This is a genomic window from Blautia sp. DFI.6.71 (genome assembly GCF_020593585.1).
Lineage (GTDB): Bacteria > Bacillota > Clostridia > Lachnospirales > Lachnospiraceae > Blautia_A > Blautia_A wexlerae.
Genome location: NZ_JAJDMJ010000053.1, coordinates 1 through 16104, shown reverse-complemented (window position 1 = coordinate 16104; position 16104 = coordinate 1). Strand labels below are relative to the sequence as shown.

General features: G+C 39.8%; 12 protein-coding genes and 2 pseudogenes. 12 read left to right on the top strand and 2 right to left on the bottom strand.

The window, feature by feature from the left end:
* Positions 1 to 2: 2 nt before the first annotated feature.
* The 3 genes and pseudogenes from LJE12_RS20800 to LJE12_RS16315 form a co-directional block, all read left to right on the top strand.
* Positions 3 to 185: pseudogene (locus LJE12_RS20800) on the top strand (transcriptional repressor); the annotation flags it as partial.
* A 48-nt stretch (positions 186 to 233) separates the two neighbouring features.
* Entirely contained in the window at positions 234 to 1286 is a 1053-nt protein-coding gene (locus tag LJE12_RS16320) for a GGDEF domain-containing protein (protein ID WP_161276800.1), read from the top strand.
* A 378-nt stretch (positions 1287 to 1664) separates the two neighbouring features.
* A complete protein-coding gene (locus LJE12_RS16315) occupies positions 1665 to 2447 on the top strand; it encodes an EFR1 family ferrodoxin (RefSeq protein ID WP_227227062.1) in 783 nt (260 codons plus the stop codon).
* 280 nt (positions 2448 to 2727) lie between these two features.
* Here the strand turns inward: LJE12_RS16315 and LJE12_RS16310 are convergent, their stop codons facing one another.
* Positions 2728 to 2931, bottom strand: coding sequence for a hypothetical protein (locus LJE12_RS16310; RefSeq protein ID WP_020993865.1), 204 nt, complete (start codon positions 2929 to 2931; stop codon positions 2728 to 2730).
* A gap of 83 nt (positions 2932 to 3014) precedes the next feature.
* Here LJE12_RS16310 and LJE12_RS20795 point away from each other — a divergent pair.
* Both LJE12_RS20795 and iadA read left to right on the top strand, forming a co-directional pair.
* A pseudogene (locus LJE12_RS20795) lies at positions 3015 to 3186 on the top strand (ATP-binding protein); the annotation flags it as partial.
* 231 nt (positions 3187 to 3417) lie between these two features.
* Positions 3418 to 4557 (top strand): beta-aspartyl-peptidase, encoded by a 1140-nt coding sequence (gene iadA / locus LJE12_RS16300; RefSeq protein ID WP_227227063.1) that lies wholly within the window; start codon positions 3418 to 3420, stop codon positions 4555 to 4557.
* A 115-nt stretch (positions 4558 to 4672) separates the two neighbouring features.
* Here the strand turns inward: iadA and LJE12_RS16295 are convergent, their stop codons facing one another.
* The gene (locus tag LJE12_RS16295) at positions 4673 to 5515 is read right to left on the bottom strand and encodes a MurR/RpiR family transcriptional regulator (RefSeq protein ID WP_227227064.1); all 843 of its coding nucleotides are present in this window, start codon (positions 5513 to 5515) and stop codon (positions 4673 to 4675) included.
* Positions 5516 to 5719: 204 nt separating this feature from the next.
* On the opposite strand from LJE12_RS16295, the gene LJE12_RS16290 reads away from it, so the two are divergent.
* From LJE12_RS16290 to LJE12_RS16260, 7 genes are all read left to right on the top strand, one after another.
* The gene (locus LJE12_RS16290) at positions 5720 to 5968 is read left to right on the top strand and encodes a hypothetical protein (RefSeq protein WP_055054227.1); all 249 of its coding nucleotides are present in this window, start codon (positions 5720 to 5722) and stop codon (positions 5966 to 5968) included.
* The gene (locus LJE12_RS16285) at positions 5969 to 7447 is read left to right on the top strand and encodes a sodium/pantothenate symporter (protein WP_227227065.1); all 1479 of its coding nucleotides are present in this window, start codon (positions 5969 to 5971) and stop codon (positions 7445 to 7447) included.
* A gap of 21 nt (positions 7448 to 7468) precedes the next feature.
* The gene (locus tag LJE12_RS16280; protein ID WP_062807676.1) at positions 7469 to 8230 is read left to right on the top strand and encodes a creatininase family protein; all 762 of its coding nucleotides are present in this window, start codon (positions 7469 to 7471) and stop codon (positions 8228 to 8230) included.
* Positions 8231 to 8522: 292 nt separating this feature from the next.
* Positions 8523 to 8708 carry a hypothetical protein gene (locus tag LJE12_RS16275; RefSeq protein WP_227227066.1) on the top strand — a complete coding sequence of 62 codons (186 nt, stop codon included), beginning with the start codon at positions 8523 to 8525 and terminating at the stop codon, positions 8706 to 8708.
* Between the two features lie 15 nt (positions 8709 to 8723).
* Positions 8724 to 10409, top strand: coding sequence for a recombinase family protein (locus tag LJE12_RS16270; protein ID WP_227227067.1), 1686 nt, complete (start codon positions 8724 to 8726; stop codon positions 10407 to 10409).
* 98 nt (positions 10410 to 10507) lie between these two features.
* Positions 10508 to 11797 (top strand): SANT/Myb-like DNA-binding domain-containing protein, encoded by a 1290-nt coding sequence (locus tag LJE12_RS16265; RefSeq protein ID WP_008704252.1) that lies wholly within the window; start codon positions 10508 to 10510, stop codon positions 11795 to 11797.
* Positions 11798 to 12114: 317 nt separating this feature from the next.
* Positions 12115 to 15486: a hemoblobin-interacting domain-containing protein gene (locus tag LJE12_RS16260; protein WP_227227068.1), complete on the top strand. Its 3372-nt coding sequence runs from the start codon at positions 12115 to 12117 to the stop codon at positions 15484 to 15486.
* The last annotated feature ends 618 nt before the right edge of the window (positions 15487 to 16104 follow it).

Sequence of the window (16104 nt, the reverse complement as noted above, 5' to 3'; positions counted from 1 at the left end):
GATTTAACTTAAAAAATCATTACAATGTCAGGTGTGTAAAATGCGGTGAGGTATCAGGTGTAGACGTGGATGAAATATCAGACTTGATAGAAATGATTCATGACACGAATGGAATAAAATATTTAGATTATGATATTTCATTTAAAGGTATTTGCCCAAAATGCAGGGAGAAAGTAAAGGAATAGCATAGTTATTGAAATGAATATTATTTAAGGTTCAAGATAAATTGTAAAATGCAGACAAACAAGAAAAAAAGTAAAAATATAATAGGTATTATACAGAGTGTCCTTATATTGATATTAGTAGTTCTTATTATTTTTATGATGATTCAGATTAGTAGGCTACAGGGGACAGCACGCGTAATAAATTATGCAGGCCTAGTACGTGGAGCTACACAGCGCGAAGTAAAATTAGAAATTACAGGAAACCAAAATGAAGAATTAATTAAATATTTGGATGATATTTTTCTTGGATTAAGATATCAGGATGGACATTATGATCTGGTAAAACTCAATGACGAAGAATATCTGGAAAAATTGCAAATTCAGAGTGATTACTGGGATAAATTGAAAAAAGAGATTGAAGCAGTAAGAAACAAGGGATACGAAAATACAGACATTGTTAATATGAGTGAAATATATTTTACGATGGCAGATGAAACTGTCTCTGCCGCAGAAAGCTATTCAGAAAAGATTGCTATAAAGATTCGTACCATAGAGCTTCTGTCGGCACTTGATATGTTGAGTCTGGTGATATTGGTTATTATGCAGACTCTAAGGGCAATGCAGATGGCAATGCAAAACAGACTGCTGGAACAGAAAGCATTCATAGATGCCTATACTGGACTGCCAAATAAAAATGCCTGTAATGAGATACTTAATAAAAAAGATATAATTACAGATCCTACAGCATGCATAATGTTTGATTTAAATAATCTAAAAACTGTAAATGATACAATGGGACATTCCGCAGGAGATCAGTTAATATTGAATTTCGCAAAGCTTTTGCGCAGTGTTATTCCAGAAAAGGATTTTGTTGGAAGATATGGCGGAGATGAGTTTATAGCAGTCATTTATCATACAAGCGAGGCGGAAATTAAGGTGATATTAAAATCATTGTACAGAGAAAAAAACAGATTAAATAGTTATGAAAATCAAATACCAATCGACTATGCCTGCGGATGGGCATTATCCTCCGATGATATGTCGGGTACAATGCAGATGTTATTGGATGAGGCAGATGCTTATATGTATAAAAATAAACAGTTATGCAAGAAATATAATTAGCTTTCAGCTCAGAGTAGATGAATCTTCTTAAATGAGTAATCGATAGAACCCTGTTGGAAAAACCAATAGAGTTTTTACTATGTTATTGTATGATAATATCACGAAAGTCAGTTTATAATACAGTCATAAATTAAGCAAGTAAGACTCCGAAAGATTTTTGAACAATTCCGTATTGGTATGAAGATTTGTCATGAAGTTATCGTTATACTTCCGGGCTGCACCGCAGAGAAATCTGCAGTGTTTTTTGACTTTCTGTATATGGTGAGTTTGATGGAAAACAGATCAATGATACTGGAGCAGGGCTTCCGCGGATATTGAGAAACCTGTTCGAATGTGATATCTTTTTATTAGGATAAAACGGCGCGAGGAGGAAATGACATGGTTGTTTATTTTTCAGGAACAGGAAACAGCAAGTATATAGCAGAGAGGATTGCCGGCAGCTTGCAGGAAAAACTGCTCTGTATGAACGAACGGATCAAATCGGGCGATACCGGGTCTGTTAAGACAAGAGAGAATCTGGTAGTGGTGGTACCGACTTATGCATGGAGGATCCCGCGTGTGGTTTCTGACTGGATCGGACAGACAGAATTTGTCGGGGCGAAGAATGTCTGGTATGTGATGAGCTGCGGAAGCGGTATTGGTGGCGCAGATATATACAATCGAAAACTGAGTGAGAAAAAAGGATTAAAGCATATGGGGACGGCACAGATCATTATGCCGGAGAATTACATTGCCATGTTTAATGCTCCTGATGTGGAGAAAGCAAAGAAGATCGTTGCGGCAGCAGGTCCTGATATTGCTAAAGCTGTGATGGCGATCAAACATGGAGAGAAGCTTCTATCAAAAAGTGGCTTCGGTGCATCTTTTGAGAGTGGTCTGGTGAATGATATCTTCTATGCGGCATTTGTAAAAGCAAAGGCATTTTATGCAGATCAGACCTGTACCGGATGCGGCAAATGTGTAAAAGTCTGTCCGTTAAACAATGTGACAATGAAAAATAAGAAACCTGTATGGGAAAAGCATTGTACGCATTGTATGGCCTGCATCTGTTATTGTCCGGCTGAGGCAATCGAATATGGCAGGAAGAGTGTTGGAAAGCCCAGATATTGTTTTGAGAATCTGGGGCTTGAGAAATATGACTATAGCAATCCTCTAAAATAATGCATCTTAATCCAGTCCATCAGAGTGTGAAATCTGCGTCAGATATTTTTGCCTTGCATCAGCACGCCTGCAGATATCTTCCTTGTCTTTCGCACTCTGCTGAACTGTCTTAAATGCATTATTTACGAGGATTGCTATAGACGGTCGTAAATTGCAGGCAAGATATGGAACATAAAAAAGTATCTGATAAGGGGGTATTAGATCATGTCTGCTTATCAGATACTTTGTTTATGCTTCTGGCTGTGTTTGTGTCATCAGTTGATTAGTTTGATATTTATGATCAATTCTCGAAAAATGTGACAGTAAAACCATCAGTTCCTATAGTTACGTCAGAAATAGTATCATTATCCCAGAGAGCATCCGTAATGACCGACTTTAAGGCTTCGTCCAGAATAAGATTAAATTCTTCTTCGATAAGTGAGAATGGAACCAATTTCTGGACTTCTGCACATTCCAGAATAAAATTAAGTATTTTTTCTTCCATGATAAATCCTCCTCGTAAAATTCCATACAGCATATATTACAATAGACAAAGCAATCTGTCCACCTTAGATTTTATTTTTGATAATTCATTATGGTACGATACAGGTGGCGGTATATGACAACCGATTAGAAATTACTTCTGCCAATGGGACAAACGATGGAGCGTATGAAAGAAGGCTATTCTAAAATCAGAAATGAGGCTCTTGCTCATGCGTTTGCTTACATGAATCTGATTGAGCATTGGGGAAGCACTATTACTCTGGATGAGTTCCATTGCCTAAGAATTCAGTATATGAATCTGAACAAGAAATATTCATATCGGATGTACCTTGATGGTGGAAATATATAGCTAATTATTCAGAACTTTCATAGACAAAACGGATTCTATCGTATATACTTTGAGTAGAAACGAAAAAAGAAAAGTAACTGTTCATGATAGTTTGGAGTATCTGCGTAATGAACAGCTACGGGAAAAAGAGGAATAGTTATGTTATTGGTAAAGAATGCAGAGGTTTACGCACCGGAATATCTCGGAAAAAAAGATCTTTTGATTTGCGGAGGAAAGATTGAATGTATACAGGATTCCATCGGAGAACTGCCTGTGGAATGTGAGATACTGGATGCAGAAGGAAAAATTCTTACACCCGGATTTTTAGATCAGCATGTACATATCACCGGGGGCGGCGGAGAGGGAAGTTTTCATACGCGGACACCGGAATTACAGATGTCGGAGCTGGTAGAGAACGGTATCACAACAGTGGTGGGACTTCTGGGTACAGATGGTATTACCAGGAGTGTGGACAATCTTTACGCAAAGACCCGGGTACTTTGTGAAGAGGGCGTGAGTGCTTATATGCTTACAGGTGCTTACGGATATCCCAGCCCGACGCTCACAGGCGAGATAGATCGAGATATTGTATTTGTGAAGGAGATTCTGGGTGTGAAGCTGGCAATTTCTGATCACAGGGCACCTAATGTGACGGAGGATCAGCTGATTCAGATTGCAAGCAAAGCCCGTGTGGCGGGAATGCTCAGTGGAAAACCGGGTATTGTGGTGCTTCACATGGGAGATGACAAGGCTGGTCTGGCTCCGGTATTCCGGGCACTGGAGGAGAGCTCCGTTCCCGTACGGATTTTCCGACCCACTCACGTGAACCGGAATGAAAAGCTGTTGGAGGATGGATATGAATTTTTAAGTCAGGGAGGCTATATTGATCTGACTTGTGGTATGCACACTTCACCGGGAGAATGTGTTCTGGAGGCGAAAAAGCGGGGATTGCCCACAGAGCATATTACCATGAGCTCTGACGGACATGGAAGCTGGTCTAATTATGCTGAGGATGGCAGCCTTTTAGAGATAGGTGTGTCTGGTGTGGATGCGCTTTATAAAGAGTTGAAATATATGGTGCAGGCCCTTGGAATGAATCTGGAGGAAGCATTGCCTTATATGACCTGTCAGGTGGCGGAGAGCCTGGATTTACAGGGAATCAAGGGAATTGTGGCAGAAGGGGCCGATGCGGATATGTTGTTGTTTGATCAGAACCTGACGCTGGATACCTATGTGGCAAGGGGAGAGATCTTTATGAAGCATGGAGAGGTACTCCGAAAAGGAACTTACGAGAAATAAAAGATAAAAAGAGGTAACTGGTCAGAAATCGAACTGCTATGAAAAGAGAATAAAAACGAAACCGGATATATGGTTTCCTGCGGGAAAACTGTATATCCGGTTTTTTGTCTGGAAATCAGGATGGCAAGGTATCAATAAAGATCTGACGTTCTGCTGGCGATACACTGTCGATGACGAGACAGGAAGCCAGAATATTGAGCATGGCCATGGGCACGGTCATGGAGTTGTAAAACAGCTTCGTAGAAGTGGGGCAAAGCAGCAAAAGTGTGCTGTGTGCTGCCGCCGGAGAAGTATCACTGTCGGTGATGGTCAGAATCGGTACACCTGATTTTGCCGCTTTTTTAGCAATATTTCCAATAGGAAAATAATAACGGGGGAAAGAGAAAAAGATTACCAGATCACCATCCGTCAGCTGTTGGATAGTCTTCTGGGTCAATTCCAGATCTGATAAATCAATCAACACAGCATTAAGGTACAGGATTTCCAGACGACCCTGCAGAAATTTACCGGGTACCAGGGAAATATCATGGGCAAAAATGTAGATATGGCTGCTTTTTCGGATTTCATCAGAAGCCTTTATCACAGATTCCAGATTGATGTTAGCAATAAAATCAGAGAAAACTGTAGCCTCTGTATTGCAGATTTCATGAAGGATCCGTTCTCGTTCGGAGGCTTCGCCTGAGATGCGCTCCGGCAGAAAAAAGGAAGAAGAGGAGGCCTGTTTAATCATTTTCTGGGTATAGTCCCGAAACTGCTCCTTTAAGTCCAGAAAGTTGGAGTACCCCAGTTTTTGACAAAAACGAAGCAAAGTCAGCTCGGAGGTACCGGTCTGATGGCTTAGCTGTGCCAGTGTAATGTAGCTGATTTCCTCCGGATTAGCAATTAGATAATCTGCGATTGTTTTCTGCTTTTTTGTCAGGGCAGGATAAAGTTTTTGAAGATGCTCTAAAATATCCATAGATATTACACGATGTCCTTTCTTTGCATGGCGCATGCAATGTTTTATATTTTTTTCATAAAAATATAAGTAAAAACTTTACAAATTTATTATAGCATGTATAATGGAAAATATAAAGTAAAGTATATACTTAACAAAAAATCGAAAGAAAATCATAGTATATATTACATGATTTTCTTTCGAAAGCAAAGGAGGAAAAAGGCTATGAAGAAACTTTTTGAGAAACACTTCGAACGGACATGGTTGATTATTTTTCTGATTATGTTTGTATTAATTATGATTCCGTTCCCGTTTTTCTACAGCGAGACGTATATTCCCGCATTTGGTGGTGTTCCACTCTATATATTCGGATGGATTGTTCACACTGCCATTACATTTGTGCTGATTATTATTTATTATCGCATGTGTATGAAGAGAAAAGAATATCACACTTATGATGAGGAGGACAAATAAATGAATGGAGCAGCAGTAATTCAGCCAGCACCGATTCCTTTCTATACAGTTCTGGTACTTTATCTTGGAATTATGGCATTTATTGGTTGGTACGCAGGACGTAAGACGAATAGCATTGGCGATTTCTTCGTATTGAGCGGAAAGGCTGGTGTATTAGTAAGTGGTATTGCATATTTCTCAACCCAGTTTTCTATGGGAACCTTTCTTGGTACACCGGGAACCATTTATGGCGTAGGCTATGCAGGAATGGCTATCTCTGTACCTGGAGCTGTGTTCTGTATGATTCTTCCGGCTCTTCTTATTGGCCGTAAGCTGATTACTCTTGGTCATAAATATGGTTTCCTGACTATGGCCGATTACCTGACAGACCGTTATCACTCCAAGAAGATGAGCGGTGTTTTGGGCGTAATGATGCTCTTCTTCCTGGTTCCGATGATGGGCGCACAGATTATCGGAGCAGGTGTTATTGTACATGTATTTACCGGACTGCCTGAATGGGTAGGTGTTGTGGGAATGGGTATTATCGTTATTCTCTACTGTATGAGCGGTGGTATGAAAGGTGCCATGATGACGGATGTTATCCAGGGATCTCTGATGATTGCTACTGCAGTGGTTACATTTATTGTATCTGTAGTAATGGGTGGAGGTTTCTCTAACATTAACCATACACTTCAGAGTATGAATGAGGCTTATCTGACCTTCCCGGGTGCTAACGGTTATATGCCTTGGACTTATTATGTATCCAACATTGTGCTATGGTCGTTCTTTACCATGGGACAGCCTCATCTGTTTACCAAGTTCTTTGCCATGAAGGATCATAAGACCATGTTCAAAGCAATTCTTCTTGGTACTGCAGGTATGTTTTTCTCTGCAACTCTGATTGAGTGGGCCGGTGTAAATGGTATTGCTTCCATTCAGAATATTGAGAAGGCAGATCAGATTATTCCTATGATTCTGCAGAGAGGCATGAATCCTTTCCTGGCTTCCATTTTCATCGCAGGTATTGTGGCAGCAGGTATGTCCACAATCGATGGTATTCTGGTAACGACTACCGGTGCTGTTACCCGTGATATTTATCAGAAGATTATCAATAAGGATGCTACAGATGAGAATGTTATGAAGTTGTCCAAGGTAGTAACTGTAATCATCGGTATCATCGTAATTTGCTTTGGTGTATTCCAGCCAGGCAGTATTTTTGAAATTAACCTGTTTGCATTTTCAGGAATGGCAATTTTTGTAGTGCCGATTCTGTTTGGAATTTACTGGAAGAAAGCAACAGCGAAGGGAGCAATCGCATCGGTTATAGTAGGTATTATTTCACTGTTGCTCTTTACACTGAATCCGTCTGTCAAGGCGTTGGCTATGGGATTCCATGCACTGTTCCCAACTACGATCATTGCTTCTATTGTAATGATTGTAGTAAGTAAATTTACAGAAACTCCGCCGCAGGAGACTATTGATCGTCATTTTACAGTATAAAAGTTAGGAGGCGTATTTAAAATGTATCTTGCAAAAATGACTACAGCACAAGCAAAAGAGGCTTTTGAGAAGGATCCGATTATTGTGATTCCGGTGGGAAGCACCGAGCAGCACGGAACACAGGGGGCGTTGGGAACGGACTTTATGGTACCGTCCTATCTGGCGGATCATGTGGAGGATGTAGATAACGTAATCGTAGCACCTACTGTTCCATACGGTGTATGTCCTTATCACTTAAGCTTTGAGGGAAGTATTAATATTGGTTATGAGGGACTGTATATGGTTCTGCATGGCATTATGGACTCTTTGATGCAGCATGGCGCAAAACGTTTTGTAGTTCTGAATGGCCATGGCGGCAATACTCCATCCATTGATCGGGCGGCTCTGGAGGTATATCATAAAGGTGGTGTATGTGCCAGCGTAGACTGGTGGAGTCTGGTAGCTCAGCTGGACAAGAAGTTTGAAGGCGGCCATGGTGATGTTCTGGAGACCTCAGCTATGATGGCAATTGCTCCGGAATCAGTACATCTGGAACTTAGCAAGCCTATCAATGCACAGGATCCTTCTGAGAATATGAAAGCAGCTTATATCCAGGCAGTTAATTTCAAGGGAGGTATCGTCCGTCTTGTGAGAGATACCAAAGAAATTGCTCCAAGTGGCTGGTTCGGTCCTTTTGATCCGAAAGATTCTTCCGCAGAACTTGGACAGGAGGCCCTTGATTTGGCAGTATCCTATATCCGTGATTTTCTGGAAGAAATGAAGCAGATAGAACTGTCTTCCTGATATATATCTGAAGGTATGGGGGTGTCGTAAAATCATCAAATTAGATGATTGAGCGATGCCCTCGCTTTATATGTGTAAAAAACCGGAAAGAATCTTTTGAACTGTTAGATCTTTCTGGTTTTTTACGTACTTTAAGCAGTTAGTCTATGAAAAATAGGTTAGCTGCTTTTTTTCGTCTCAAAAACAATTATCTTTGAATCAGTTATAATAATTTTATGAAATTCATCATATTACCGCTGGATAGTTCTATGCCAAATTGCACATTATAACATACAGAACAGGAGGAATGCTTATGACATTGGAACAGGTTGTATTGACAATGATTAATGACAAAATGCTTGATAATGGACAGATTTCCGAAAAACTGCACAGCAGTATCCAGAAAGACATTATAACCTTGAGTACATTCAATACAGTAGTCGCGGAGAATGGAGAACAGATGGACAGTTCAGATGAATATTGCCAGCGAATCAGTTGATTGGAAAGGAATAAGATGGATATTTATGCAACACGTGAGGAACTGAAATCCCGGCAGAAAAATATATTTGATCTGAAACTGAATGTGGCGTATTATGCCCGAGTCAGTACGGATAAGGAGGAACAGAAAACCTCTATTGAGCATCAGTGGACTTTTTTTGAACAATTGATTTCAGACGTAAAGAATTGGACGCTTGTGGATGGTTATATAGACGAAGGAATCTCCGGTATTACCGTAACCCACAGAGAGGAATTCCAGAGAATGCTCCAGGATGCAAAAGCCGGGAAAATTGATCTTATCATAACTAAAGAGATTACCCGTTTTGCCCGAAACGTATTAGACAGTATACGATATACAAGAGAGCTTCTGGACTGTGGAACTGCTGTCTGGTTTAGGAATGACAATATCAATACATTAGATGAGGATTCGGAACTCAGGCTGTCGATTATGTCCGGTATTGCACAGGAAGAAAGCAGAAAACTTTCAAGTCGTGTGCGTTTCGGTCATGCAAGATCCATACAGAACGGTGTGGTTCTTGGTAATTCACATATATATGGATGGGACAAGCGAAACGGAAAATTGTTTTTGAATCCCGAAGAGGCAAAAATGGTACAGCTTATTTTTGAAAAATATGCTCTGGGAAACTGGTCTACCCATTCACTGGAACAATTTTTATGGGAATGTGGATACAGAAATTATAAAGGGGGAAGGATTGACAGCCATGTGATTGCCAATATTATCCGAAATCCTAAATATAAGGGTTACTATGTTGGTGGAAAAGTAAAAATAGTTGATCTCTTTACTAAGAAACAGAAATTCCTGCCTGAAGATGAATGGGTGATGTATAAAGACGATGGTACCCATGTCCCTGCAATTGTGGATGAAAAACTGTGGGAAGATGCAAACAGGATTCTGGAAGAAAGAAGTAAAAATATCAAGTTGAAAAAAACTTCCTATAAGCAGGACAACCTTTTTACCGGACTTATACATTGTGCGGAAGATGGAGCTGCATACTGGCTGAAAGTCAGAAATGTCCGCGGAAAAGCTGCAAAGACCTGGGTATGCAGTCATCGCATAAAACAGGGCGCAGTTTCCTGCAGATCAAAACCGGTAAAAGAAGAAATCCTGCTGGAGATGATATCGGATGTTTATAACAATCTGGCTCAAAGCAATAAAAGTATATTGCATAAGTATCTGGAACTTTATGAGAAAGAGATTAACAAAACAGAAGGAACTGAAGAAAAAATTGACAACATACAGCATGAAATAACCGTACTGGAACAGAAGAGAGATAAGCTGCTGGATTACAATATGGGCGGCTACATTTCTGATGCAGAATTTTTAAGCAGAAACAGGGTTTTTACACAGCAGATAGCAGAGACAAAAGCGAATCTGGAACAATTGAAAAGCATGAAACCTCTTTCAAAAACAGAATTGACAGATCAGATGGACAGGATATTAGACTATGCAAAGGAATATTCCTGCGTAAAACCCAAAGATATCACCAGAGCCATGATTGAAAACACAATCAATAATATAGAAATAACTCCGGTTAATGAAAAGAAAGCAGAAGTGATGATCGTATTTAAAAGTGGAAGTCTGCACAGCTCTGAATCTGTTATTCCGGCACTGGGACAGGAAAAAACTTATACTACGGAGACAGGGTATGAATATGTTGTACATTCAGGAATTTCTATGTAGATATTGCACTCACATATGGAATTCTTTTGCGAAGGTTACGAAAAGTAAGAAGTAGTGAATATTTCAGTTTGAAATAATATATAAAACAGGTGTAAGACATGGCAAATACGAAAAAAAGATGGACAGCCGATGAAATCGAAATATTAAGAAAGTACTATCCCGCAGAAGGAGATCAGGTCTGTGAAAGATTATCCGGAAGAACTGCAAAAAGCTGCAGGATCCAGGCATCAAAAATGGAAATATCCAAAAACATTTCCTCTTCAGCAACTGTACAGAATGATGTTAAATATGTCAGATTATGGACAGAGGCAGAGGATAAAATACTCAGAGAGTATTATGCTGCGGAGGGCAGTAAGGTACGTTATCGCTTAAATCAGAGATCAGCAGAATCTTGCAGAGGAAGAGCTGCTGCATTAGGACTTACTTATTCCGGGGCAAACAGAAAATGGAGCAGCAGCGAAGATGAAATTCTGAGAAATTATTATCCGACAGAAGGTGCTGAAGTTCAGAAAAGACTGGAGGGAAGATCCAAAGAGGCATGTAATAAAAGAGCTGCCAAATTAGGTCTTTGCATACAGGGAAGAAAAGAATGGACTGCAGAAGAAGATGAAATTATAAGAACATATTACAAAGCGGAAGGCAGGAAGGCAGCAGAACGATTGGAAGGGAGAACTCTGACTGCCTGTCAGTCCAGAGCTAAGTACTTAAATGTCAGATCAGACAATAACAGACTTCCATGGACACAGGAAGAGGATGCGATCATTTCCCGATATTATGAAGAAAAAGGTGCCGGATATGTGCATACTCTTATTCCTGAAAGATCTCTTCAGGCATGCAAATACAGAGCGATGATTCTGGGATTAAGCAGGAAAACCAATGATCCATGGACAAAAGCCGAAGAGAAGATACTGAAGAAATACTACCCGGTTGAGGGCAGCAATGTTTATAAACGTCTGAATAACCGTACCAGAAATGCCTGCATCAGCAAGGCGGCCCAATTACATCTGCAATATGGACTTCCTATGTATAAAGGACCTGTATTGGATGAATGGATCATACTGGCAGTGAAACAGGGAATCACAAAAGTAAGACAATCTATGACATACAGTGAGATAACCTTTAAACCCGGAAAACTCCCTGAACTGCATCTGAGACTGGAATGTGATGAAACCGGAAAATTCAGGGTTTATGAGAAGTCTGTTCTTTTGGATGAAAAAGAATATGACAGGCAACGGGTTGAGAATCTCGCGGATACAATGGGGCTTCAGATAGAAGGAAACAAAATTACTTTAAACAGCAGCGAAAAAGAGATAGAAGATGATATTTTCAGACTGATAGCAGGATGTTACCTGATTTATTACCTGCATTATTTTATGGAATTGCCATAATTGCTCTATTCTGTCTTATCTTGCTGTGAAATGATAAAAATTTGTCAACAGGATACTGCTTGATTTATGAGATACTTTCTCAACAGATGCAGAATAATTCTCTTGCATTTTCACGCAGGTTAGAATATACTAACCAACAGAGTTAACCAAAGCAAACTATTGCGTGATTTGATCATTTAAACTTCCACTGAAGAACTGAGATGAATCGGAGGATTTTATCCGCTTCATCTGAAATGAGATGATACACAGATAGCTTCAAGTCAGGGACGAAATATCTTTTGCCCCTGATATCATATTACAGGAGGAGAAAGAAACAGATGAAGAAAAGAATGGCAATTCTGATGTCTATGGCAATTGCGGCAAACATGATTGCTTCTGTACCGGTATGTGCAGCAGACATATTTACAGATTCAATGACTACGGATTCAGCGATCACACAGGAGGCAGATGATAATTCCTTTAGTGATGGATCGGGAACATCGGATTTTGCGGATGAGCAGGAGAATGTACAGGTGGCTCAGGATGAGGGTACACAAAGTGTGAAAGAACCGCCGGAGGTGATAGCAGAATATGAAAGTGGTTCTTTTGCGAATGTTTGTAAACTAAAAACTTCTCTTAACTCAAGGTATGTTGAGCAAATTACAGGAATATCTATTAATGGAACAGAGTGGAATGAAGTAACTTATTCGTGGGATCTTACAGGAACAACATATATTAAAAAAGACTCAGACGGTTATGTTGGACTATCTCCAGATAGACTTGAAGTGGGTAATGAGATTGTAATCACCAGTACCGGATACAAGGATCTTACTTTAAAGGTAACAGGAACCGGACAGCAATGGGCTGTTGAAAAAGTAACATCACAGACTGAACCAGAACAGACCGAAGATGCCCCGACATTTGCAGGAGATCAGGTGGAAATTTCAGGTACAAACTACAAGATCATTAAACCAGCTGATGAAAATAATGTTTCTGATTATATCAGTAAAATCAAAGAAATATCTGTAGATGGGACAGTATGGGATAAAACAGATTATGCAATAGCATTATATGGCAGAAAAGCATATTGTCCAGACAGCAATAATAATCGTATTGTATTTGATTCAACTGTACTTCACACTGGAAATGTCATTACAATAAAAAGTGATGGATATAAAGAACTTTATCTTAAGGTAACTGCAGAAGGAAATGATTTCACAGTTATTGCAACTGATTCCGGTGAAACTAATATTAACGGTGCATCCAACGGAGTGAACACTCTTCATGTCAGATTAAAAGGATACTTCGAAAGCGCTGTTACAGGGCAGCAGAAATACGATGCAGTTTCAGGGGCATCCACTTCTGTTTCATCCAACAAAAACAGTAATGTAGTTGTGGAAGCAGCTGATCTTCCGGATGGGCAGGAACCTGTTGAAGCTGACTGGAAGGAATTAAAAGAAACAGGTGTAAAAATTGACACAAAAAATACAAAGGTAAACATTGACAGTGAAAGTGGGATGGCAGGGATGTATTCCACATATGACAGTTCTCTGTCTCTCAGCGGAACTCCTGCTAAAATCGGTACATATCCTGTCAATGTTACAGTAACTGATGAATCAGGGCGTACAGTAACAAGTAATGAGCTTACTTTCAAGGTTTACAGTACTAAGGAAAAACTGGCAGATCATCTGAAGCTTGAAAATGCAACCAAGACTGCAGATGGAAAATACATGTATGATATGGATCCATGGGTAATTCCTGATTTTAATGATACAGATGATATTGTAACAGTCCCGGCAGAGATTAAAGCATGGTATGGCTCTCACACCAGCGGTACATATGGAGAACTGGGATATGCTGTTTCAGAGGGAGAAGCTACAACCCAGACATTGATCATACCGGCTGGATGTGATCTTACAATGGTCAATATGAAGGTTCTCAGCAGTGTGAAGATAAAAGTAGAAAATGGCGGAACATTGAATCTGAGAGATTCTTCCATATATGGACAGATTGAAGTAGAAAATGGTGGAACAATATCTGTCAATCACGATGATTATAGCGGAAAATTCCTGACAGGTACTTCCATTAATGGACAGCTGATTCTGAATGATGGAGCGACCATAAGGAATTCCATGATCTACTCCAACACTAATTTCCTTCCCAATGGAACACAGGCACGTCACAATACATCACCTGTTGTTGTGATAAGCGGAAATGTAAAGGTAGAAGGAAAAGTATATATCAAAGGTGATGAAGCTGCCACAGGAACAGATCCTGCCACAGGAAAAAGCTACAGCGGACAGCCAGCCTTGAAAGTCAGCAGCGGAACACTTACTATTGGCGAGGGCAGCCAGCTTGCAGCATACGGCGGAGGAAACATAGCAACTACTTCAGTTGGCGGTGCAGCGGTGATTCTTGACAACGGAACGATTTCCGGAGCAGGAACGTTGATTGCTGTTGCAGGACGAGGAGATGGTGATAACGGTGGCAATGCAGTTGAGGGCACCGGAAATGTAGAAACAGCAAAAGCATATCTGGAGGGAGGTTCTGCTTATTCATTTATGAACAAAAATGCGGAGCCAGGTAAAGCGTATACTGAATCTGTCACTATATCTCCTTCTACAAAAGGAACAGCAGTAAATGGTAAAAAAATAACTTCCAACAGTGAATCTGCTCCGGATACATATTGGAGTGACATTACAAAAACACCAGATGATAAAATTCAGAACTGTACTATATCAGATACCACAATCATACAGACCGTAAATCCATCACCGTCGGTAAATCCATCACCGTCGGTAAATCCGTCACCATCAGTGAATCCAACAGTAACGCCGGTACCAACTGTTACTCCGATACCGGATGCTTACCCGGAGGGAACTGAGGAAGATAGAAATGGAAACCTTGTTACACCGGAAGGAATCGTGATCAGTTCAGATGGAACTGTAACACTTCCGGATGGCACGAAGCTGACACCTGATGCAGATGGTAAAAAGCCAACTGTAAATAAAGATGAAACTGTAACAGATACAAAAGGAAATACCTACAGTACAGACGGAAGTATCACAGATTCAGACGGAAATTATACCAGACCTGCAAAAGCAGTTATAAAGAATGTATCTGTTTCCAAAAACTCCGTAAAAATGGTGCTGAATGAAGAGTGTAAGGGTGCTCTGAAATATGATTATGTGATCGGCACCTCTGAGGATATGCTCAAAACAGGACAGTATACAAAGGTCCTGAAAAATCAGGAAGAACTGAAGTCTGCATTTGCATATATGGATAAGGGAATCTGGTATGTAGCATGCCACGCATGGCTTAAGGGTGAAGATGGCAAAAAAGTATTTGGACAGTGGTCTGAGATCCATAAAGTAGATGTGAGTGCCATTACGCCACAAGCACCTGTGATCAGTAAGGTAATTGTTAAAGGCTCCACAGTGACAGTAAAATATACGAAGAGCAAAAACGCTCAGGGCTATGATGTAGTTCTCAGTGATACCCTTACCAAAACTAACGGACAGAAACGCCCTGCTGTTTCCGGAGAAAATTATTATGTAAAAAAGATAAAAGGAAATACAGTAACTGTTACATTTAAGAATGTTAAATCAGGCACTTATTATATTGGTTTACATGCATGGAACCGTACTTCTGAGGATAATTCAAAAACATTCAGCGAATGGTCAAATGTCAGAAAAGTTAAAATGAAATAAAAAATTGTGAATAATGGTTGAATAAATCAGAGGGGATACCGGCAATGCACATTATACATTGCAGTATCCCCTCTGATTTGTCAGGAATGTTGCAGAGATTTCGCTTTTAAGAAAAAAGATACCAGTTTTACTAACAGTTTATGTGGAAAACCGGAAAGAACCCTACGGAATAAAAAGTGTGTATTGGAACCGTTACTGTTCAGGGGTTAGCTGGACAGTAACTTTCCATGTTTATAGATTCGATTTTATCATAGGCGGTATGAAAGATGGTATGTTGGAAATGGCGAATGGGCATTTTTTCCGCGGGATTAGAAAAATAAACAGCAGGTCCTCACCCACTGCTTATTGCTTTTCGTAACCTCCACAGGGGAGTTACTTGATTCGGTTAAAATATATGTAAATTTTCCACCAAAATATTATTGACGTAAGAACAACCACATGGTATTTTATTTTTTGGAAAAAATGAACAATATTTTAAAGGCGCTTGAATGAAAAAGTAAATTCTACATTCTAATATACTCTTGCAAGGTAGAATTTAAAAATTCATTTAACTTTCTCCATATAAAAGCTGTATCCAGCATTATAAAAAAGAAAATATGTTCGATATTTTATTGCGAA